This window comes from Pedobacter endophyticus (assembly GCF_015679185.1).
Classification (GTDB): domain Bacteria; phylum Bacteroidota; class Bacteroidia; order Sphingobacteriales; family Sphingobacteriaceae; genus Pedobacter; species Pedobacter endophyticus.
On record NZ_CP064939.1, the window covers coordinates 4,803,315 to 4,825,404 of the forward strand.

The window sequence follows — 22,090 nt, forward strand, 5'->3', positions numbered from 1 at the left end:
TATGACGCTAAGCAAAATAGTAGCCATTTTTCTTTTTTTTATCGTATGCACCAAGGTTTCTACAGCGCAAGAGGGCACCTGGGAGGTAGGTATCATGGCGGGCGGCGCTGGCTACATGGGCGATCTGAACCAAAACAACCCGCTCAAAATCAGCGGTCTTTCCGGCGGCCTTTATGGTAAACGTAATTTTAACCAATATTTGGGCGTTCGCCTTAACTACACCTACGGCGAAGTTGCCGCTTTTGATTATAAATCAGACAATGCTTATTTCAGAGAGCGGAATCTGGCATTCGAAACTTCATTAAACGAACTCAGCGCCCTGGTAGATTTTAATTTCTTTAATTATTCATTGGGAGGCGGTACCAGGCAGTTTACACCGTACATTTTTGCGGGCGTAGGTGTTGTAATCTTCAAGCCAAAGGTAAAATTCGACGGAGAAACTTATCGATTAGATCAGTTGGCTACCGAGGGCCAACCGAACGGATATCCCAACATGGTTTTAACCGTTCCTTATGGCGTTGGCTTACGGTATAATTATAAAGATACCTGGAGTATTTTTAGCGAAATTGGGTATAGAACCCCCTTAACCGATTATATTGACGACGTAAGCAACAGGTATCCCGTTAACCCCGTTATTGTGGGTAAGGGCCAAAATACGCTCAATTTATCCGATCCTTCTCTTAATCAAACTGGTTATGCCGGCACCCAAAGAGGAGATTTTAGAAAAAGGGACACTTATCTATTTGTTAGTGTTGGCATATCTTTTACCTTTGTATCCTCAAAATGCTATTCCTTTTAAGCTGATTTTGACATAATTAATGGGATTTAAAGAACAAATAGACGATAGGCGCCTGCCAAAGCACATTGCTGTAATCATGGATGGCAATGGCCGATGGGCAAAAGGCCAGGGTAAAGTGAGGGTTTTTGGGCACGAACAGGGTGTACTGTCAGTAAAAGATATTGTAGAAGGTTGCGTAGAGGTTGGCATTGAATACCTCACGCTTTATGCTTTTTCTACCGAAAACTGGAACAGACCGAAAGAGGAGGTTGATGCATTAATGCAGATTCTGATCTCTACAATAAACAAGGAAACCGAAACCCTCAACAAAAATAACATTCGGCTTAATGCCATTGGCAACATTGCATCGCTTCCACAAGAGTGCATCGACGACCTAAAAGAAGCGATGGACAAAACTGCACACAACGAAAAATGTACCCTAACGCTGGCCTTAAGCTACAGCGCTAAATGGGAAATTTTAGAGGCAGCAAAAAAGATAGCCGCAGAAGTTAAAAATGATACAATTTCTGTTGATGATATTGATGAAGACCTGTTTTCATCTAAACTAACCACCGTAAATATGCCCGACCCGGAACTGATGATCAGAACAAGTGGCGAACACCGCATCAGCAATTACCTCCTTTGGCAAATGGCATACACAGAGTTTTATTTTACCGATGTTTTATGGCCCGATTTCAGACGCGAAGATCTTTTTGAGGCCATTGTCGACTTCCAAAAACGCGAACGCCGTTTTGGCAAAATTAGCGAACAACTAAACTAATTTTTCTTTTAACACTTTTTAACAAGCGTTTAAACTAACTTAGCACCACTTTTATACGATAAATGAAACCATGATAAGGCAGCGTGAACGAGTATTAAACTGCTCTTCAACTATCGTAAATTGTGGCCATTACTGAACAAATTATTTTGATGAAAAGAATATTTCAAGTTTTAATCCTACTTATTTTAGCTAGTCCGGCCATTGCTCAAATACGTCCTCCGGGGATGGCCCCGGCATCCCCATCTTTAAAAGTTGGAGGCTTAGATCTCGATTATTTTAGTCCAAAAGAATACATTATCGGCGGAACCGTAGTAACCGGAACGCAATACTTAGATAAGGAAGTACTGATTACATTATCTAAACTTACCAAAGGTGATAAAGTGGTACTGCCAGGCGAAGCCACTTCTGATGCCATTAAAACCCTTTGGGCACAGGGCTTGTTTGATGATGTGAAAATTAACATCGAAAAGTTTGTTCAGGATTCTGTTTACTTTGAGATCGAAGTGGTTGAGCGCCCCCGTTTAACATCAATCGATTTAAAAGGCATCAGCAAATCGCAAAGAACAGCAATACAAGAAAAGTTAAATGATAAAACCGGAAAGATTGTAAACGATAACTTATACAACACCACAACGGCCATCATTAAAAAATACATGTTGGATAAAGGTTTTTTCTTTACCAAAATAGATTACAAAACCCGTAAAGATCCAAATGCCGAAAATAGTGTGGTGTTGGAAACTTATATCGATAAGGGATCGAGAGTAAAAGTACAGCACATCGATTTTACCGGAAACAAGGATTTTAAATCTTCAAAACTCAGAAAATTTCTTAAAAACCCTAAGCAATTTGCTTGGTGGCGTTTTTGGGGTTCTGGAAAATTCTCAAAAGAGAAGTATGAGGAGAACAAGATTAAGATGATCGATAAAATGCGTGAAAAAGGTTATTTAGATGCTACGCTTTTAAAAGATACCATCTATCAATATAACACAAAACGCGTTAACATTCGCATGGACCTTTACGAAGGTAAGAAATACTATGTTGGTGCCGTAACCTGGGCGGGCAACGCCATTTATCCCGATAGCATTCTGAACAAAGTATTAACGATTGAAAGAGGCGATATTTACAGTGAAGAACGTTTGAATAAAAAACTGAACGGTGGCGGCGAAAACGGCGGCGATGTAAACAGTTTATACACCGATAACGGATATTTAACCTTTAACATCGATCCTGTAAAAACCATTCGTGGCGATACGGTTGATGTTGAGCTTCGCATGTACGAAGGGCCGCAGTTTACCAATAACCGCATTACCCTAAAAGGAAATACGATTACAAACGATAAAGTGGTTTTGCGTGAAATTCGTACCAAACCGGGACAAAAGTTTAACAAAAGTGATTTGATCCGGACCATTCGCGAGATTGGCCAGTTGGGTAACTTCGATGAATCGAAAACCGTTCCGACCCCACGCCCTAATCCGGCCGATGGAACAGTAGATATTGAATATGCAGTTGAAGAAAAACCGTCAGATCAGATTGAGCTATCGGGAGGTTTTGGTGGTGGCCGTATCATCGGTACGCTCGGTTTAACCTTTAACAACTTCTCGCTACGCAACTTATTTAACTTAAAAGCCTACAAGCCATTGCCAAAAGGCGACGGTCAGAAACTGAGCTTACGTGGACAAACGAATGGTAAATATTATCAATCGTATAGTTTCTCATTTTCTCAACCCTGGTTCGGTGGCGAAAAACCGGTAAGTTTTGGTGTTAGTGCATTCACCTCATTGCAATCGAACGGATTAAATTCAGATAATGCGTCGTACCAAAAAATCCGTTTAAACGGTGTTACCGTAAGTTTAGGTAGAAGGTTGAACTGGCCAGATAACTATTTCCAGTTAAGCCACGCAGTTAACTTGCAGCAGTATGTGTTAAATAACTACGGTGGTTACTTGTTTAGTACCGGTACATCGTATAACTTAAACTTATCGCAAGAGATTAGCCGCGACTCGAGAGATTCGCCAATCTTTCCGAAATCAGGATCGTTCTTACGTTTCACTATTCAGGCAACGCCGCCATACTCATTGTTTAACAAAGTGAACTATGCAACGGCATCAGATAAAGAGAAATATCGTTTTACCGAATATCATAAATGGAAGTTCGATTCGCAATGGTATCAACGTATTGTGGGCAACCTCGTTGTTAAGGCACAGGCGCAATTTGGTTTCTTGGGTCAATACAACAGAGCAGTTGGTCAATCAGCGTTTGAGCGTTTCAAACTCGGTGGCGACGGTATGCAAGGCTTCGATTTCTTACAAGGTTCAGAATTAATTGCCATGCGTGGTTATGCAAACAACACCGTCATCCCAGTAGGGTCCGATCCGAACATTGCACAACAGTCGGGTAGCCCGATCTATACAAAATACGTGTTAGAAGCACGTTATCCGGTAATCGCAAGTCAACAAGCAACAGCTTTTGTTTTGGCCTTTGCCGAGGGTGGTAACACCTGGAACAGGTTCAGCGACTTTAATCCTTTTAACATCCGTCGATCGGTTGGTGTAGGTGCTCGGATCTTTTTACCTATCTTCGGTTTGTTAGGTATTGATTATGGTTACGGCTTTGATACCATTCCGGGCTTGCCTGATGCCAACAAAGGTCAGTTCCACTTCAGTATTGCACAACAATTAGGTGGATTTTAATTGATAAAGCGTAAAAAAATAATTAATTATGCAATAAATCATTGCAAGTAGAGTTTAAAGAAAGCTTAGGTTAGTAAACTATATTATTAATACAACAAGATGACACATTAAGATCTGCCTTTATCTGGCATTAAAAAGAGAATCTGGATGTTTCATGCGTTAAAACACACACACAAATGAAAAAATATCTTTTAATTGCATTTCTAATTTGCACATCTTTCGGCGCTTTTGCCCAAAAGTTTGCCTATGTAGATACAGAATATATTCTGAAGCATTTGCCAGAATATAAATCGGCCTTAAACCAGTTAGATGTTGCTTCGAAACAATGGCAACAGCAGGTTGATCAGAATTTTTCGGAGATAGACCGGATGTATAAAGCCTATCAGGCCGATCAGGTTTTATTAACTGACGACATGCGCAAACGTCGTGAGAACGAAATTATTGAAAAAGAAAAACAGGCCAAAGAGTTTCAGCGCCAAAAATTTGGGCCCGATGGCGATTTGTTCCAAAGCAGGGTGAAGTTGATCAAACCCATCCAAGACAAGGTTGCCGAAGCGATTAAGCAAATTGCCAAAGGCAAATACCTCGACTTCATTTTCGATAAAAGCAGCGAGGCAACCATGATGATTTACGCAAGCAGCAGTTACGATGTAAGTAATGATGTGATCGTCAAATTAGGATATAAACCAGGGAGTGCGAATAATTAGTATATTCGAGCCTTGAATTTAAGAGAAAACAAACAAACAAGAAAAATAAAAAAAAGTAAAATAGAAAGATGAGAAAGTTAATTAACGTATTCTTTGTAGCAGCAGGATTATTGTTTACAGCGAATATGGCAAGTGCGCAACAAAAGTTAGGTCACATTAATTCGGAAGATGTTTTTGCAAACCTTCCTGAAGCAAAAACGGCACAAACTACACTAGAGAATTTGGGTAAAAGCAAACAAGCAGAAATTGATGCCATGATTAAAGAATATCAAACTCAATTAGCTGCTGCCCAGGCAAAAGAAAAAACCTTAAGCGAAGCAAACAAAGAGCAAGTTGGTAAAGAGCTACAAGCTGCTGGCCAGGCATTGCAAGATTTGCAAAAACGTATTGAAGATGCCCGTACAAAAGCATCGCAAGAGGTTGGTACTAAACAAGGCGAATTATTCCAGCCAATTCAAGCTAAAGTTGCAGGTGCAATTTCTTCTGTAGCAAAAGAAAAAGGCTTAGCTTACGTTTTCGATATCGCAAACGGTCAAGGTGGTAACAACTTGGTTTTCTGGGAAGGTGGTGAGGACATCACTGGAGCGGTTAAATCTAAGTTAGGAATTACTGCAACTGCAGCAAAACCAGCACCTAAGAAATAGTACTGAGTCTTTCGTTCGGAGTCGTGAGTCTCCAAGCTTAAGCAAAATATAAAGCGGAATCGAGGTAACTTGGTTCCGCTTTTTTTATTATTGCTCTAAAAGGCTTTTAGCCGCCTTATAACGTTGTCCGATTGCTAAATACACACTTTTTGGTTTTATGGGCTATTTAACATGAACGGTAGCCATCCTCAGCTTGTACCGATAGCTATCGGTAGGGGGATCCTAATGCGCAATAAATTGGGCGCCCAGCATTAATCCCGAAGTTTCGGGACCGCCTGCGCGGGAATGACAGCGCAGAAAACGAAATGTGTCCACACGATAGGATTTCTCGGGAAAGCATCTGTAACCTCCGTCTCATCGTTCCCGCCCACCGACTTACCCTCTTTAGCAGCAGGTTGTTTAAGGTTCTGCGTTTCATCGCTTGGGGATCTTCGTTGCACTACTATTGACGTTTTCGTCATTGCGAAATCGATTTTTCATCGATTGAAGCAATCTTATTAGCGATTTTTATTACAGAATAGATTGCTTCGTGCCTCGCAAAGACGACCGTTTCAAAAATCTCACTCATATTGATTTTTTCGCTAGAAAATTAAAACTCAGGATGACAGCCTGAAAAAACACATCCAAACTCCTTTTTTTTCAAAAACTGACATCCGAGGATGACAGTTTTTTAGCCGCCTTGTCTGTTTCTATTGATAGCGCATCGATTAACCAGTTCAAACAATTAAACAATTTAACGGTTAATCGATTAAACAAACCGCCGATTACCATTTTACCAACAATTCGCAATAAAACAATATCTTTACCGCAATGCAGGCAAAAGCGAACATAGGTATTTTCGATTCCGGTTACGGGGGCTTAACCGTTTTTCGCTCCATTGCCAATAAGCTGCCTCAGTACAACTATATTTACCTTGGCGACAATGCCCGTTCGCCCTATGGCGATCATTCATTCGATACCATTTACAAATACACCTTAGAATGCGTTGAATGGCTTTTTGCGAACGACTGCGAATTGATTATTCTGGCCTGTAATACAGCTTCGGCGAAAGCTTTGCGCACCATACAGCAGCGAGATTTGCCTGCAATGTATCCTGATAAGCGTGTGTTGGGCGTTATTAGGCCAACTGCCGAGGTTATTGGTTCTTTTACTTCCAGCAAGCATGTAGGTGTAATGGGAACCCGCGGCACGGTTAATTCCAAATCGTACTTAATGGAGATTAACAAGTTTTTCCCCGACTTAAAGGTTTATCAGCAAAGTTGTCCCATGTGGGTGCCTTTAATCGAAAATAATGCCCATCTTCAACCTGGGGCCGATTTTTTTGTTAACGAATACTGCGAGCAATTGATGCAGCAATCGGCAGAAATTGATTGCGTTTTATTGGCCTGTACGCATTACCCGTTGTTACTGCCAAAGCTGCGGAACGTGTTTCCCGACTACATTGAAATTTTAACGCAAGGCGAAATTGTAGCCAATAGCCTGATCGACTATCTTAAGCGGCATCCCGAAATTGAGCAAAAACTGGCTAAAGATGGCGACAAGCGGTTTTATACAAGCGGCGATCCCGAAGCGTTTAATGCCCATGCCTCTATCTTTTTTGGCCAAGCGCTGAAGTCGTTGAAAATGTGAATTGCTAAATTGTCGGATTTGCAGTCATCCGATGAATATATGCGATATGCCAATATTCATCGGATGACTTGATGCCACCAATGAACTGAAAATCGCCAACTGGCCACTGCAAACTGAGAACTGTTAGCTACCGAGAGAATTAACCCGCTATTGACAAAAGAAAACATTTTTGTTTAGGTTGTAATTGTTTAAAAGGATAACTTTGCGGCTTCATAACACACACAATGAGTGATCAGATAAAACACGAATGCGGAATCGCTTTTATTCGCCTGTTAAAACCACTTTCTTACTACCAGCAAAAGTACGGGACAGCACTTTACGGCCTTAACAAATTATACCTTTTAATGGAAAAACAGCATAACCGGGGCCAGGATGGCGCAGGTATTGCCACCATTAAGTTGGATATGAAGCCGGGCAGTAGGTATATAAGCCGGTACCGGAGCATGGCCTCCAATGCAGTAGCCGATATTTTCGAATACGTGCAAAACAAGTTTGTAGATATACAAGAAAACACGCCTGAGTTAATGCAGGATACAGAATGGCTCAAAAACAACGTTAGCTTTATCGGCGAAGTTTTATTGGGCCATTTGCGTTATGGTACACATGGTAAGAACAGCATCGAAAATTGTCACCCTTTTTTAAGGCAGAACAACTGGATGACCAGAAATCTGGTAATTGCTGGTAACTTCAACATGACCAATGTTGATGAGTTATTGGAGCAACTATACGAGCTTGGCCAACATCCAAAAGAGAAAGCCGACACGGTTACTGTTTTAGAGAAGATTGGTCACTTTTTGGATGATGAAAATCAGGAACTTTTTGATCAATATAAAAAAGAGGGCCATGATAATGTGGCCATTACACATAAAATTTCTGAGAACTTAGATATTGCGAACATTTTGCGTCGCTCGGCCAAAACCTGGGATGGAGGTTACTCCATTTGCGGAATGGTGGGGAATGGCGACTCGTTTGTAATGCGTGATCCTGCTGGTATCAGACCCGCGTATTACTATTACGATGACGAGATTGTAGTGGCTGCATCAGAAAGACCAGCGCTACAAACCGCTTTCAATATCCAGTTTAAAGATGTAAAGGAAATCGATCCCGGCCACGCCCTGATTATCAAGAAAAACGGTGAAGTGAGCATGGAGCAATTCCGTGAACCTACCGAACGACTTTCGTGCTCTTTCGAGCGCATCTACTTTTCAAAGGGAAGCGACGTTGAAATTTACCGCGAACGTAAACAATTAGGTCGTTTGCTGAGCGAAAAAATTCTCGAACGGGTTAATTATGATTTGAAAAATACGGTTTTCTCTTTCATACCAAATACTGCTGAAGTTGCATTTTTTGGTATGGTTGATGGCGTTCAGCAGTATGTTAGAAGGCACCAGAAGGAAACACTAATAGAGAAAAAAGAGCAATTAACCGACGAACAGTTGGATGATCTGCTTTCGATGGCTCCTCGAGTTGAAAAGCTTGCGGTTAAAGACGTAAAATTAAGAACTTTCATTACGCAAGATGCCGATCGAAGTGAAATGGTGGCCCATGTTTACGACACAACTTATGGTATTGTAAATAATTACAAAGATACCTTAGTGGCGCTGGACGACTCCATCGTTCGCGGAACTACGCTAAAACAAAGCATCATTAAAATTGTCGATCGCTTACACCCGAAAAAGATTATTATCGTTTCTTCGGCGCCTCAAATCCGTTACCCCGATTGTTACGGAATTGATATGAGTAGAATGGGGCAGTTCGTGGCTTTCGATGCCGCAATCCAGTTACTTACCGAGCGTGGAATGTGGCAGGTTATCGAAGATGTTTATGCAAAATGTAAAGCTTCGTTATTGTTGCCAAAAGAAGAAATTGTAAACCATGTAAAAGATATTTATAAGCCATTTACACCGGAGGAAATTTCGGCGAAAATTGCAGAGATTATCACGCCAAAAGGCACCGTTGCCGAAGTGGAGGTGATTTACCAAAGCTTAGAGAACTTGCACGAAGCGTGTCCGAAGAACAAAGGCGATTGGTATTTCTCAGGAAACTATCCAACACCAGGTGGCAACAAAGTGGTAAATAAGGCTTTCATTAACTGGAAAGAAGGAAATAACCAAAGAGCTTATTAGCTTTTAAATCCCTGAAGGGACTTAAATTGTAATGTTAAAGAAGTCAAGCTTTTAAAGCTTGACTTCTTTTTTTTACACCTAAATCTAGTCGTAACGTCTCCAAGGCTATTGAGTTAAGCTCAGAAAACTTAGTCGAAGACTTTTTTCTATATAAAAACAAAAAATATTTGTCCTTCGGCTACGCTACTATTGACGTTGTTTTGCAACACGCTATTTATAATCTTTTACATGAACGGTCGTCATTCCCAGCTTGTACCGATAGCTATCGGTAGGGAATCTTAATACAAAAAAATAGCGCAACGCTTTAAGATTCCCGCCTGCGCGGGAAGGACGGCAAGAATATTTTACGTCATCGATAGCTATCGGATCATATTGATCTTTGTGAAACAAATTAAAACTCAGGATGACAATATTTTCGTTTTATTTTTAACTTAATAGCATTGATAGCTTCTTGCTACGACTGTGAGTTCTTTACGCATAAAACTGTACGTATGTTTTATAGATCAGCCAGAAAGCAAAAAATATGATTACAATACCGGCAATCTTATTTAAGGTTTTAAGCGCATCTTCTTTGATCTTATAACGAAGTCGGCTGGAATAATAACTCTTCGCACCGTCTATGCTTAATTGGGTAGCCATCGCAATAAAGAAGCAAACCAGTTTTTCATTGAGCATGTTATTCAGCTTTACAGAGATAATGCCACTCACAATAATCCAGAACATTAATGTAGAAGGGGTAAGGATGCACATTAAAAATCCTTTAAGCACATAACTACGCTTGCTCACCTTTGGCAAAGTGGCATTGTTATAATTTACCTTAATTTTCGATACCAGATAATATATGCCCACGGCCAGCAGAAAGCCGCCACCAATTGTTCCAACATATTTATCAAAGCTTGATTGATATTCTAAGAACTGACTGCCAAACAGTACAATGGCAATCAAAATAACATCACTAATTATAACACCAATAGCCAATGAAAATCCGGCCATGAAGCCTCTTTCTATACTGGTTTTAATCATTGCAAAAAATACTGGACCTGTTAAAAACGACGATATAATCCCTGCCCCAATACCTAATAATATGGCTTCAAACATGTATTGTATTGTTTTATAATATGCGAATATGCAATTTTATACATAAACATACGGTATTTATTTTATTGTGCAGGTTGCATAAAAGTTACTAATTTTTCGTTTTTTTTTATTTATGTTTAGCCCCACTAAAACTATTATTAAAATGAGTTCAGAACAAACGCAAACCAAGTGGGGCCAATTCATTCCCCTCGTTACGGTATTCTTTTTTTGGGGCTTCGTAGCCGCGAGTAATGATATCTTGATTCCTGTATTTAAAAAGGCTTTCGATTTATCCCAGGCAGAAAGTCAATTGGTTTCTCTAGCATTTTACATTGCTTATACCGTTGGGGCGTTAATTTACAACGCAATTTCTGTTTTAATGAAACAAGATATTGTCAACAAGCTAGGCTATAAAAATTCGTTGGCACTGGGTTTGGTGATTTCAGCGTTAGGTACACTATTGTTTTATCCAGCGGCAAATCTTCACTCGTTTCCTTTAATGCTTTCCGGCTTGTTTATCGTGGCGCTCGGCTTTTCGTTACAGCAAACTGTTGCAAATCCATTAGCTATTGCCTTGGGGCCAATTACAACAGGTTCGCAACGTTTAACACTTGCTGGCGGTATTAACAACTTCGGAACCACGATAGGACCACTTATTGTAAGCTTCGCTATTTTTGGTTCGGCTGCAACGGCTTCTACCGATATCAGCATTGAGAGTGTTAAAATTCCGTATTTAATTTTAGGTGTTGCCTTTATTGCCGTAGCCCTTTTCTTAAAATTATCTTCATTGCCTGATAGACCAGCATTGGTTGAAGCGGTTGCTGAAGATACTAAATCGATTAAGGGATCTGCACTCAAATATCCTCAGTTGGTGCTGGGTATGATTGCGATCTTTGTTTATGTGGGTGTAGAAGTTTCTACCGCGAGCAACTTGCCTGCTTACATGGAAAAAGATCTGGGATTTGAAATCAAGGATATCGCACCTTACATTTCATTGTATTGGGCCAGCATGATGATTGGACGTTGGACCGGTGCCGTTGAGGCGTTTACTGATAACGTAAGTACGCAAAAGGTTTTAAGGTTTATTGCCCCTTACCTGGCTTTCGCCATCTTCTTGGGCGTTAACGCAATTGCAAAACACGATCTTGCTCCCTTTTATGTATATGGTTTAATTATTCTGGTATTAATTGCTGCGGATATGGCCAGTAAAGGAAACCCGGCCAGAATGTTATTGATTTTTTCGGCAATTGGTATTACAGCATTGTTAATCGGAATGTTTACAACAGGCATGGTGAGTGTTTATGCCATTACCAGCGTTGGTTTATTCTGTAGCACCTTATGGCCATGTATTTTTACCTTGGCGGTAAGTGGTTTAGGCAAGCACACCAGTCAGGGAAGTAGCTTCCTGATCATGATGATTATGGGCGGCGGTATCATTAGCTGGGCCCAGGGAGCAGTATCTGAATTTACCGGTATCCAGTACAGTTATGTTGTTGGTATTATCTGCTTTTCGTACCTGGCATTTTACGCCTGGAGAGTTAGCGGTATACTGCGCTCGCAAGGAATTAGTTTCGATAAGAAACTTTCTGGCGGACATTAATTTTTAATAAAGTATTTTTGCAGCCACAAAGATTGATTTCTTTGTGGCTTTTTTAATTTTTTACATGACTGACAAACCGAGTTTCGACACCATTTTCATGAATCTTGCTACCGATTTGGCCGCCCGTTCGCATTGTGTGCGTGCCCATGTTGGTGCAGTTTTAACTAAAGATACCCGAATCATTTCAATCGGCTACAATGGTCCCCCAGCAGGAACGCATAACTGTGACGAGGAATGGCCAACGGAAGGTTGCGCCAGAGATAGTAAGGGAAGCTGCTCATTAGCCTTACATGCAGAAGAAAATGCAATCCTGTATGCCTCTAAAAACGGTTCGAAAATAGAAGGCTGCACACTTTACACCACGCTATCGCCTTGCATTGCATGCGCCAGACTGATTCTGTCGTCTGGAATTAAGTTGGTTTATTATTCAAAATCCTACGCCGCTTACAAGGGCTTACCAAGCGATGAAGGCGTTGACTTTTTAAGGAAGTTTGGGGTCGATGTACAGTTGTTGGAGAGTTAATTTATTGGTTCATTAGTTCATCGGTTCACTAGTTCATCGGTTCACAGGTTCATCGGTTCACTCGTTCGTTGGATTTCGGTCATTGAAACTTGGTCATTGGTTATTGATTTTTTCTCATTGCAAATTACTTTTTTAATTGTTGTTCATTTTTTTGCTCATAGCTTATTGCTATTGATAATTTTATCAGTTTTTAGTATATTTGATTATGAAAACAATGTCAGTTGGAGAGTTTAAGAGTCATCTCGCTGAAGCAATTGAGGAAGTGAAAGCGGGCGGTGAGATTGCAGTAACTTACGGCAAAAAAAAGGAAATTATAGGTTACTTTGTTCCTACATTAGAAAATGCTCCTAAAATAGAAAAAACGGTGGGTAAGCGTAAATTGGGGCCATTAAACGGTAAGGCGCAAGTAATCTTTGCTGACGATTTCAAAATGACCACCGAGGAGTTTTTGGGTTTATGAAAATCTATCAAAAAATCTCAGTTTGCACCTCTTAAGTCTCGCATCTAATTGCTAACTTTGCGGATGCTAGAAAAAATCATTATCGTCGATTTTGGTTCGCAATTCACACAACTCATCGCCCGCAGAGTTCGCGAACTAAATATTTACTGCGAAATATACCCTTTTAACAATCTTCCCGAGATAACACCTGACGTAAAAGGCGTTATATTTTCAGGTAGCCCGTTTTCCGTTCGTCAGGAAGATGCACCACAAATCGATTTATCAAAGTTTCATTTAAAATATCCTTTGCTCGCTGTTTGTTATGGCGCACAGTACATCGCACAACATTCTGGCGGTTCTGTTCAGCCTTCATCCTCCAGAGAATACGGTCGTGCAAACCTCAATTTTGTTAATCAGGAAAATAAGCTGTTTAAAGGAATCAATATCGGTTCGCAGGTTTGGATGAGCCACGGTGATACGATTACTGAGGTTGCCGATGATTTCGAATTAATTGCAAGTACAGACAGCGTGAAAGTAGCTGCCTATCACATAAAAAATTCTGATACTTACGCCATTCAGTTTCACCCGGAAGTTACCCACAGCATCGATGGAAAAGTTCTTTTAGAAAACTTTTTGGTAGATATTTGTGGCTGTAGCCAAGACTGGACTTCTTCGGCATTCGTGGAGACAACAATTGCTGATTTAAAGGCGACTTTGGGAAATGATAAGGTCGTTTTAGCGCTTTCTGGTGGTGTTGATAGCAGTGTTGCCGCGGTTTTGTTGCACAAGGCAATTGGTACAAACCTGCACTGTATATTTGTTGATAACGGATTACTGCGCAAAAATGAGTTTGAAAGCGTTTTGGAACAGTACAAAGATTTTGGGCTGAACATTAAGGGCGTAGATGCAAAAGACAAGTTTTTGAGTCAATTGGCAGGTGTTGAAGATCCGGAACAAAAGCGCAAAATAATTGGCCGCGTATTTATTGAGGTGTTCGACGAAGAATCGCATCAGATACAGGACGTAAAATGGCTGGCACAAGGAACAATTTATCCTGATATCATCGAATCCGTATCCGTTAAAGGTCCGTCGGCAACTATAAAATCGCACCACAATGTTGGCGGTTTGCCCGATTTTATGAAGCTAAAAGTGGTAGAGCCGTTAAAAACCTTGTTTAAAGATGAGGTAAGACGAGTTGGAACAAGCCTGGGTTTAGAATCATTTATATTGGGTCGTCACCCTTTCCCGGGGCCAGGGCTCGGCATTCGGATCATTGGCGAGGTAACAGCCGAAAAAGTTGCGATATTACAAGATGCCGATAAAATTTATATCGATAACTTAAAAGAAGCAGGGCTTTACGATCAGGTTTGGCAAGCCGGAGCCATCTTTTTGCCGGTGCAATCGGTTGGCGTAATGGGCGATGAACGTACTTACGAAAATGTAATTGCGCTAAGGGCCGTAGAATCACTCGATGGAATGACTGCCGATTGGTGCCATTTGCCTTACCCGGTTTTAGCAAAAATATCAAACGAAATCATCAATAAAGTTAAAGGTATAAACAGGGTTGTTTACGATATCAGCTCTAAACCACCGGCAACTATTGAATGGGAATAATTTCTGACCGGAATTGTGAATGTTCAGTTTGGAGTCCAAACTGCGTAAAATAAAGGTGATGCTAGCAAGGTGGAATAAACTTTGCTAGCATATTTTGTTAAAAACACTAGGCATGAATTTGAAAAGTAGTTATTTGTTGTTGGTTTCATTTGCTTTGGTTTTGGCTGCTTGTTCGCCTAAAACGCAGGCTACAAAGTCGCGAACAGAGAGAACTGAGCGAGCGCCCAAGAAAGGGAAACCCTCGAAAAACGACAGGCAGACCGACAGCGAAGAGGTAGTGAATAAGCCCGTTAAAAAGTTTACCCAGGCCGGCATATCATTACTTGTTCCTTTCAAGCTAGACGGGCTTAACCTGAAAGCAGCTACAAAATCGGATATCGAAAAGTATGCAATGCCAATTGATTTTTACCAGGGATTTAAGCTCGGACTCGATTCAGCTGCCGCATTGGGATTGAACTTTCAATTAAATGTTTTCGATACGCAGGATGATAATGCACACATTTCGTTGTTGTATAAAAACGAACGCTTTAAGCGCAGTAATCTCATTATTGGCCCGGTATTTCCTGAAGGATTAAAGTATATTGCTTCTTATTCCAAAGAAAATAATGTTCCCGTTGTTTCGCCGTTAGCGGCCTCAACCCCGTCAGAATTTAACAATCCGAACTTAATCTCTATTGTTAATAATATCGATTTGCATGGCGAAAAAATAGCGAAGTACATTGCTAAAAATTATAACGCCGCCAACACCATCGTGGTGATTATTAACCCCAGGAAAACTGAGGACGAAGCTTTTGCAAACCCAATCAGAACTTACCTGCGGACCAAAACGAAATTTATCGTTCAAGAATATGCATCTGCATATACATTCGAAACGAAGATGATCAAGGGTAAACGGTATGCTGTGGTGATCGCCTCATCCGATCGGGCGTTTGTTTTGCCAAGCATAGAAAAGCTGTACAAGCTGAAAAACCTGCCGAGCGGCGGTTATAACATTAACCTTTTTGGCCACCCAAATTGGGTAAAACAGAACTATCCCACCGAAAAAATGCAGGCGCTAAATACCATCATCAGTTCCTCCTATAAAATTGATTACAAAAATGCCGGTACCGTTGCCTTCATAAAAAAGTACCGCTACCACTATGGTTTCGAGCCCGGAGAATATGCCTTTAAAGGATTCGATATCGGTTTTTATTTTGGGCGGTTACTCGATAGGCATGGCGAACAGTATTTGGATCACATTACCGAAGAACAATATAAAGGTCTGCATAATTCTTTTTCGTTCATTCATGATGAAAAATTAGGCTATATTAACACCAGTTTAATGCTGTTGGAATATAAAGACTTTGCACTTAATGTGGTAGACTAAGTGGGTTTAGTCTTTAGCTTACGATAATTTAAGTGACAATGGTTTGATTATGTAAACCTATAACAGCACTCATTCCGGCAAAAGCTGAATAACTTTAATAAACAATCAATTCGCGTCAATCTATCTTTTATGAGAGCAGATCATCAGCTTCGGGCTTTCCAACAAATATTAAGTGCCTACGATGGCACCTTACCGCTGCACCGCTTTTTGCCTGCCTATTTTAAGCAAAACAAGCAAATGGGATCATCCGATAGGCGATGGGCTACGCGGCATATTTACAGCTATTTCAGGCTTGGCAAGGCCTTGTCTCATTTAGGGGCCGAAGAACGGTTGAGCGTAGGCGATTTTCTGTGCCAAAACACGCTGAGTTTAGTGGTTGAACGCTGTTTTCCTGATCTGGTTGACCATATCCACGCAGATTTGAGTGAAAAATTAATGCTCATCTCACAAAAGTTCCCTGAATTTAATCTCGAAGATGTTTTCACGTTTCATAGTGCGCTTTCTGAAAGTGTAAATAAGGCCACATTTTTAGCTTCATTTTTTAAGCAACCCGATCTTTTTATCAGGGTAAACACAACGAATACAATAGCCGTTACCGAGCGACTGAAAAGTGCAGAGGTTAATTTCAAGCAGCTTTCTGATACTGCATTCGCTTTACCTAATGGAACGAAATTAGAAAACATTTTAACCGAAGGCGCTTATCAGGTTCAAGATTTATCGTCGCAATTTACAGGATCGTATTTTAAACCGGCTAAATGGGAAAAATGGTGGGATTGCTGTGCCGCATCGGGCGGAAAAACATTGCTTTTGCATAGTTTTGAGCCAGTTTTGGAATTGCTGGTAACTGACCTGAGGGAATCGGTGCTGCTCAATCTCGATGAACGTTTTCGTTTGGCAGGAATAAACAAATATCACAAAAAGGAACTCGATTTGCTGAAAAACAATGATCAGATTCTTCATCATTATCAATTTGACGGCATCATTCTCGACGCACCTTGCACCGGTTCGGGAACATGGGGCAGGACGCCCGAAATGTTAACCTTTTTTGAGGAGCGAAAGATTGCTCAGTTTGCCACCATTCAAAAAACAATTGCACAAAACGTGGTAAAGTATTTAAAACCCGGAAAGCCCTTAATTTATGTTACTTGCTCGGCCTTTGCTGCCGAAAACGAAGATGTTGTAAACCATTTGCTTGAGGTGCTGCCGCTGGAGTTAGAAAAAATGGAGGTAATAAAAGGTTACGAAAATAACGCCGATACCATGTTTGTAGCAAGATTGATCAAGAAAGGCTAGAAGAGCTTGAAGGTAAAGGGTAGTAAGGCGGAAGGTTTGGATACAGCAAAAGGATTAATAACGACCAAAAGGCCAATACAAAGTAGTAGAGCCGTTGTGTTCTTAGTATCGTTGTGGGAAAAGAAAGTGAGTCGGCACACAAAGCCCATATGTTTCCTACCTAAACCTAGCCGTGCTCAAACCACGATTTAAGATTCTTTTTGAAGTACTTCACGGCTTCTATCAAAATAGCAATGGCTCCAATGATTAAGGTATATTCTTCAAAGCTGTTCATTGTTGGTTAGCTTTATGTTTAGATGAATATACGGAATTATTGTTACAAGTAAGGCTTTTTTAGTCATCGGATGAATATTAGCCCGTTTGCCATATTTATCCGATGACTGACAGTTATTCTGCTTTTAAATACCTGGCCCGTTTGCGATATTCATGCGATGATTGACGAATTTTTCTTTTACAATCCGGTATTATTTCTGAACAGCTTTATGGCAATAGCCAATAAAATCACGCCAAATGCTTTACGAAGTATATTTAACCCTGTTTTTCCGAACAGTTTTTCTAAGCGTTCCGTGTTTTTTAATACGAAGTACACAAATAGCATGTTCAAAACTATTCCAACGAGGATATTTTGCGTTTGATATTCGGTTTTTAACGAAAGGAGGGTAGTCATCGTTCCTGCGCCAGCAATTAGCGGAAAGGCCAGAGGCACAATAGAAACCGTTTCAGGTGCTTCTTCTTTAAAAATAGTGAGCCCAAGCACCATTTCCATGGCAATAAAGAAGATTACAAACGAACCCGCAATGGCAAACGATTCTACATCCAGCCCGATAATCTTAAGCAATGATTCTCCCAGAAATAAAAACAAGATCATTAATGCTGTTGCTACAATAGAAGCTTTTTCTGATTCGATGTGGCCAGCTTTTCTTCTCAATTCAATAACAACCGGAATGGACCCCAATATATCAATGATGGCAAAAATAACCATTGTGGTAGTCAATATTTGGTTAAAGTCGAACTTCATTACATTAAATTCCATGGGCAGATTTTAAGCAAATGTATATCAAATAGTGTTAACTTCTTATTGTCTTTCAGGTTAAAAGTAAAATTGCGTACGCAAGGTAAAAACATTATCCTTTCTATCAGTGGTGTAGCCTGGTAGCTGGGTACGCTCATTGGCAATTACATCGTAATATAGCACAGCTTTAAAATGGGGGTTAAAATGGTGTAAAAATCCAAAGCCGAACGTGTCGAACCGAACATCAGCTCCCGATAATCCTTTGGCAGAAGTGATATCCATACCTTTAACTTTCGAATTTGGATCGTACCAATCGTACTTTAAAATAAGCTGATTGTTAGTGTTATTCAAAGTTTGCACAAAGGTGAAATAAGCGCCGTTAAAATTCCTGGTGTAATAGGGTAAAGCGACTGATTTGTTATCGGTTGGATAAGAGCCGGGCGTTGTCGAGGTAGTTGAGGTACCCGTTTGCAGGCCAGAAATCACCTCAGCCCTTAGTTCTGATTTCCAACTTTTAGTAGCCGTAGCCAACTGGATATCCGCTCCGTAATATCGTCGCGGGGCAACCTTATTGATATTGCTGGCTGACGAATCTTTAACCATTGTCCAGTTCTGATTTACGTTAGCCATTTTATAGCTTACCGGCAAACGATGGTTTAATCCTCCTTGTAACGTACTAATTCCGCCCGCAACCGAAAGGCCGAGCTTTTTAAACGTATAAGGCTTGTGGCTAAGCCTTGCAATAACATCTTTACTGTTGTCAAATTCGGATGGACCTGCCAGGCCCTGGCCATTGTACACTCCAATGTCGAGCACAAAGTTTTTAAGCGTGGCATCTTTCCAGCGCGGATTAAACGAGAACGTTGCGCCAAGATCACGCTCTGATTTCATTAATATCTGCGACATTCTGCCACGTTCTGGCGCTTCGCGTACGGATGAAGATAGCTGCAGCTCGTTGCCAAAAGGGCGACCAGAAAGGCCAATGGTCACATACATCAACTTCCATTTGTTTTCGTAGTACCTGCCCCAAAAATCGCGAATGGCTACGCCTTGTTCAGTACCATCAAACTGCAATACAAAATAGGTCGATGGACTGCCGTCATCGGTTAAAAGCATGTAATCTGCTCTTAAACGCCCCCTGCGGAGCCTGAAGCGATTATTGGTCGATTCCCCGAAGTTACCTCCCTGATATTCGGCTTGCGTTCCGTTCGATTGGGCGGCCTGAAACTGTGGCTGCAAATAACCACTGAAGGATAACGACCCATATTTTTTTGAAATAATCAACAAATGGTTTACTGTGGTCGAATCCATTACATCATTAATAGTTCGTTGGGCAAAGATTGTTGTGGATGACAAGATCAATACTGTGACTGCGAAAAGGCATTTTTTTAATGATGAAACTGTTAGATGCATTTGGTTTTTTTTGCAAAGGTAACTTATTAGGAATATTTGACACAAAAAAGCCCCGACTTTTGGTCGAGGCTTAAATAATTTCGTAATGCTATTATAATTCTGGTCTTGGTGGATCAACTGGTTCAACCACTTTGCCAGTGTTTCCTAATACCGAATTCTTTTTACCGTAGAAGAAATAAATTGCAACGCCTAAAGCCATCCAAATCGCTAATCTGATCCATGCTTCTATTGGCAATGACGACATCAGATAAACACAAACAATTACGCCCATAATCGGAACGAATGGAACTAATGGCGTTTTAAACGGACGAGGCCTGTCTGGATCAGTTTTACGTAACAACATTACCCCTATGCAAACCAGAGAAAAGGCAAATAATGTACCTATTGATACCATGTGCCCTAAATCTGTTACCGGAACAAAACCTGCAAATATGCTTACAAAGCACATAAAGAAGATATTTGTTTTAAATGGAGTTCTGAATTTCGAGTGGATTGTACTGAAGAATCGTGGCAACAAACCGTCTTTCGACATGGTGTAGAACACACGTGATTGTCCCATTAACATCACCAGAATAACCGAAGTGTAACCTGCTAAGATGGCGATAATCAAACCCATTTGCAACCAACTGTAACCAGTAACCTTAAATGCTGTAGCAGCAGGAGAGGCATCACCTTTAAATATGGTGTAAGGCACTAAACCCGTCATCACGTGAGCAAATAAAACGTACAAGATGGTACAAACAACAAGTGAGCCCAAAATACCGATAGGCATCCCTTTTTGCGGGTTTTTAGCTTCCTGAGCTGCTGTAGATACGGCATCGAAACCAATAAACGCGAAGAAAACCAATGCAGCACCAGCGGCAATTCCCGAGATACCGAACTCGCCTTTTACACCAGTATTTTCTGGAATGTAAGGCGTATGGTTAGCTGGGTTGATAAACTTCCATCCAAGTGTGATGAATATGATTACTACGGCAACTTTTACAATTACCAAAACGTTGTTTAAACTGGCCGATTCTTTTGTACCACGAATCAGCATTAAAGAAAGCAACGAAACGATTACCACTGCCGGAAGGTTTATACCACCGCCATCAACCTCTGCAAACGATTTGGTGAGATAGAGCGGCATTTCGAGGTTAAATTCGTGTAAAAGTTTATTAAAATAACCCGACCACGAAACGCCCACTGTTGCGGCGCCCAATGCGTATTCCAGTACCAAATCCCATCCAATTACCCAAGCCATAAACTCGCCCATTGTAGCGTAAGAGTAGGTGTAGGCACTTCCTGCAACAGGAATCATGGAGGCAAACTCGGCATAACATAAGCCTGCAAAAGCACAGCCAACTGCAGCCAGTACAAATGATAAGGTTACGGCAGGTCCAGCATGATCAGCGGCAGCAATACCAGTTAAAGAGAATAAACCCGCACCAATAATAGCTCCAATACCCAGAGCCACAAGGCTCGTACTGCTCAACGTCCGTTTGAGCGTCCCCTCGCCACTTTCAGCAGATTCTGCTATAAGCACATCAATAGGCTTTTTTAGATTCATAAGTTGTTTAGTCTTTTATATTTGTTTGATTTTATGATAATAAGCGGTAAACCTAAATAAAAATTACGAAAAATTAAAAGAGATTGTATCAAAATCAGGCTTATAGCCGTTTTATATCTATGATTTTACAACATACAACAAAATTCCTGGTCACATTTGCTAATACGAAACAATAAAGGATGTTTTAAACGAAAATCCTCAAAAAAACACTCCAACATTGCCTTCGGCTTTTAGGTATTGGGCTTTATGCGGCTTTCCGACCTAACTTTATTGAAGTAAGCGACAATCTCTTCTTTTGTCATTTTTGCCAACTCGGCACTTAATTTGTCTTTTTGCTCTCTGGCAAATCTTACAGCGTCAAATTTCTTTTCAGTTTTCGTTTCCATAGTGCATTAATTCTCGTGGTGAGCGAATATCCAATTCTTTGTACCCATTTTTTATGTTGATGTAATTATAGCCACGTATACGTTCAATATTTACAATGTGTTTAAAATTCCAGCTAATAAGCAAATCGGCTCGGTTGATTGTGGCAAGTGCAATATGCATACAGTCAGCAAAGCTTGTCAGTCCAACCACCTTTTCGGTTATATATTCTGTTGCCAATTCCACCGCTTCGTTGTCCTCCCTAAGCAACTCGGTATACTCACTTTTCAGCCTATAAATCAAATTCAATATCTTTTCGGGTGCTGGCTCAAGCTCTCTTTGTAAAACGGCAGAAAGAAGTATTTTAAATTCACCTCTTTCAATGCGCTCAAAAAGAGGCTTTGTAAACTCTTCAAACTCTTCATCAAAATAGCCGCCAAAAACCGATGTATCCAAATATATCCGCTGTTTCTTCATGTGTAAATT

At 40.6% G+C, this 22,090-nt stretch carries 19 protein-coding genes; 13 read left to right on the top strand and 6 right to left on the bottom strand.

Annotated features, from left to right (window positions below; all coding sequences use genetic code 11):
• Position 1 precedes the first annotated feature (1 nt).
• From porG to IZT61_RS19710, 7 genes are all read left to right on the top strand, one after another.
• On the top strand, positions 2-799 hold the full coding sequence (gene porG / locus IZT61_RS19680; protein ID WP_196098711.1) for a type IX secretion system protein PorG: 798 nt from the start codon (positions 2-4) through the stop codon (positions 797-799).
• A 19-nt stretch (positions 800-818) separates the two neighbouring features.
• A complete protein-coding gene (locus IZT61_RS19685) occupies positions 819-1,559 on the top strand; it encodes an isoprenyl transferase (protein WP_196098712.1) in 741 nt (246 codons plus the stop codon).
• Positions 1,560-1,708: 149 nt separating this feature from the next.
• Complete coding sequence (bamA, locus tag IZT61_RS19690) at positions 1,709-4,249, top strand: outer membrane protein assembly factor BamA (protein ID WP_196098713.1); 2,541 nt, start codon at positions 1,709-1,711, stop codon at positions 4,247-4,249.
• Between the two features lie 176 nt (positions 4,250-4,425).
• On the top strand, positions 4,426-4,956 hold the full coding sequence (locus IZT61_RS19695) for an OmpH family outer membrane protein (protein WP_196098714.1): 531 nt from the start codon (positions 4,426-4,428) through the stop codon (positions 4,954-4,956).
• Positions 4,957-5,024: 68 nt separating this feature from the next.
• Complete coding sequence (locus IZT61_RS19700; protein ID WP_196098715.1) at positions 5,025-5,600, top strand: OmpH family outer membrane protein; 576 nt, start codon at positions 5,025-5,027, stop codon at positions 5,598-5,600.
• Positions 5,601-6,410: 810 nt separating this feature from the next.
• Positions 6,411-7,229 (top strand): glutamate racemase, encoded by an 819-nt coding sequence (gene murI, locus IZT61_RS19705; protein ID WP_196098716.1) that lies wholly within the window; start codon positions 6,411-6,413, stop codon positions 7,227-7,229.
• A gap of 224 nt (positions 7,230-7,453) precedes the next feature.
• Positions 7,454-9,355 (top strand): amidophosphoribosyltransferase, encoded by a 1,902-nt coding sequence (locus tag IZT61_RS19710; RefSeq protein ID WP_196098717.1) that lies wholly within the window; start codon positions 7,454-7,456, stop codon positions 9,353-9,355.
• A gap of 471 nt (positions 9,356-9,826) precedes the next feature.
• Here the strand turns inward: IZT61_RS19710 and IZT61_RS19715 are convergent, their stop codons facing one another.
• The gene (locus IZT61_RS19715) at positions 9,827-10,453 is read right to left on the bottom strand and encodes a LysE family translocator (RefSeq protein WP_196098718.1); all 627 of its coding nucleotides are present in this window, start codon (positions 10,451-10,453) and stop codon (positions 9,827-9,829) included.
• 142 nt (positions 10,454-10,595) lie between these two features.
• Between IZT61_RS19715 and IZT61_RS19720 the strand changes: the two genes are divergently transcribed.
• The 6 genes from IZT61_RS19720 (at position 10,596) to IZT61_RS19745 (ending at position 17,267) form a co-directional block, all read left to right on the top strand.
• Positions 10,596-12,032, top strand: a complete 1,437-nt coding sequence (locus IZT61_RS19720) for an MFS transporter (protein WP_196098719.1) — start codon at positions 10,596-10,598, stop codon at positions 12,030-12,032.
• Between the two features lie 64 nt (positions 12,033-12,096).
• Positions 12,097-12,555 carry a deoxycytidylate deaminase gene (locus tag IZT61_RS19725; protein WP_196098720.1) on the top strand — a complete coding sequence of 153 codons (459 nt, stop codon included), beginning with the start codon at positions 12,097-12,099 and terminating at the stop codon, positions 12,553-12,555.
• Between the two features lie 205 nt (positions 12,556-12,760).
• On the top strand, positions 12,761-13,015 hold the full coding sequence (locus IZT61_RS19730; protein WP_230383775.1) for a type II toxin-antitoxin system Phd/YefM family antitoxin: 255 nt from the start codon (positions 12,761-12,763) through the stop codon (positions 13,013-13,015).
• Between the two features lie 63 nt (positions 13,016-13,078).
• On the top strand, positions 13,079-14,608 hold the full coding sequence (gene guaA, locus IZT61_RS19735; protein WP_196098721.1) for a glutamine-hydrolyzing GMP synthase: 1,530 nt from the start codon (positions 13,079-13,081) through the stop codon (positions 14,606-14,608).
• A gap of 112 nt (positions 14,609-14,720) precedes the next feature.
• Positions 14,721-15,974, top strand: coding sequence for an ABC transporter substrate-binding protein (locus IZT61_RS19740; RefSeq protein ID WP_196098722.1), 1,254 nt, complete (start codon positions 14,721-14,723; stop codon positions 15,972-15,974).
• A gap of 129 nt (positions 15,975-16,103) precedes the next feature.
• Positions 16,104-17,267: an RsmB/NOP family class I SAM-dependent RNA methyltransferase gene (locus IZT61_RS19745; RefSeq protein ID WP_196098723.1), complete on the top strand. Its 1,164-nt coding sequence runs from the start codon at positions 16,104-16,106 to the stop codon at positions 17,265-17,267.
• A gap of 451 nt (positions 17,268-17,718) precedes the next feature.
• Here the strand turns inward: IZT61_RS19745 and IZT61_RS19750 are convergent, their stop codons facing one another.
• The 5 genes from IZT61_RS19750 to IZT61_RS19770 form a co-directional block, all read right to left on the bottom strand.
• Positions 17,719-18,285 (bottom strand): MarC family protein, encoded by a 567-nt coding sequence (locus tag IZT61_RS19750; protein ID WP_196101371.1) that lies wholly within the window; start codon positions 18,283-18,285, stop codon positions 17,719-17,721.
• A 72-nt stretch (positions 18,286-18,357) separates the two neighbouring features.
• Positions 18,358-19,590, bottom strand: coding sequence for a porin (locus IZT61_RS19755; protein WP_196098724.1), 1,233 nt, complete (start codon positions 19,588-19,590; stop codon positions 18,358-18,360).
• 193 nt (positions 19,591-19,783) lie between these two features.
• Complete coding sequence (locus tag IZT61_RS19760) at positions 19,784-21,241, bottom strand: amino acid permease (protein WP_196098725.1); 1,458 nt, start codon at positions 21,239-21,241, stop codon at positions 19,784-19,786.
• 230 nt (positions 21,242-21,471) lie between these two features.
• On the bottom strand, positions 21,472-21,627 hold the full coding sequence (locus IZT61_RS19765) for a hypothetical protein (RefSeq protein WP_196098726.1): 156 nt from the start codon (positions 21,625-21,627) through the stop codon (positions 21,472-21,474).
• Complete coding sequence (locus IZT61_RS19770) at positions 21,611-22,081, bottom strand: PIN domain-containing protein (RefSeq protein ID WP_196098727.1); 471 nt, start codon at positions 22,079-22,081, stop codon at positions 21,611-21,613. The genes IZT61_RS19765 and IZT61_RS19770 overlap by 17 nt, the downstream gene beginning before the upstream one ends.
• Positions 22,082-22,090: the final 9 nt, after the last annotated feature.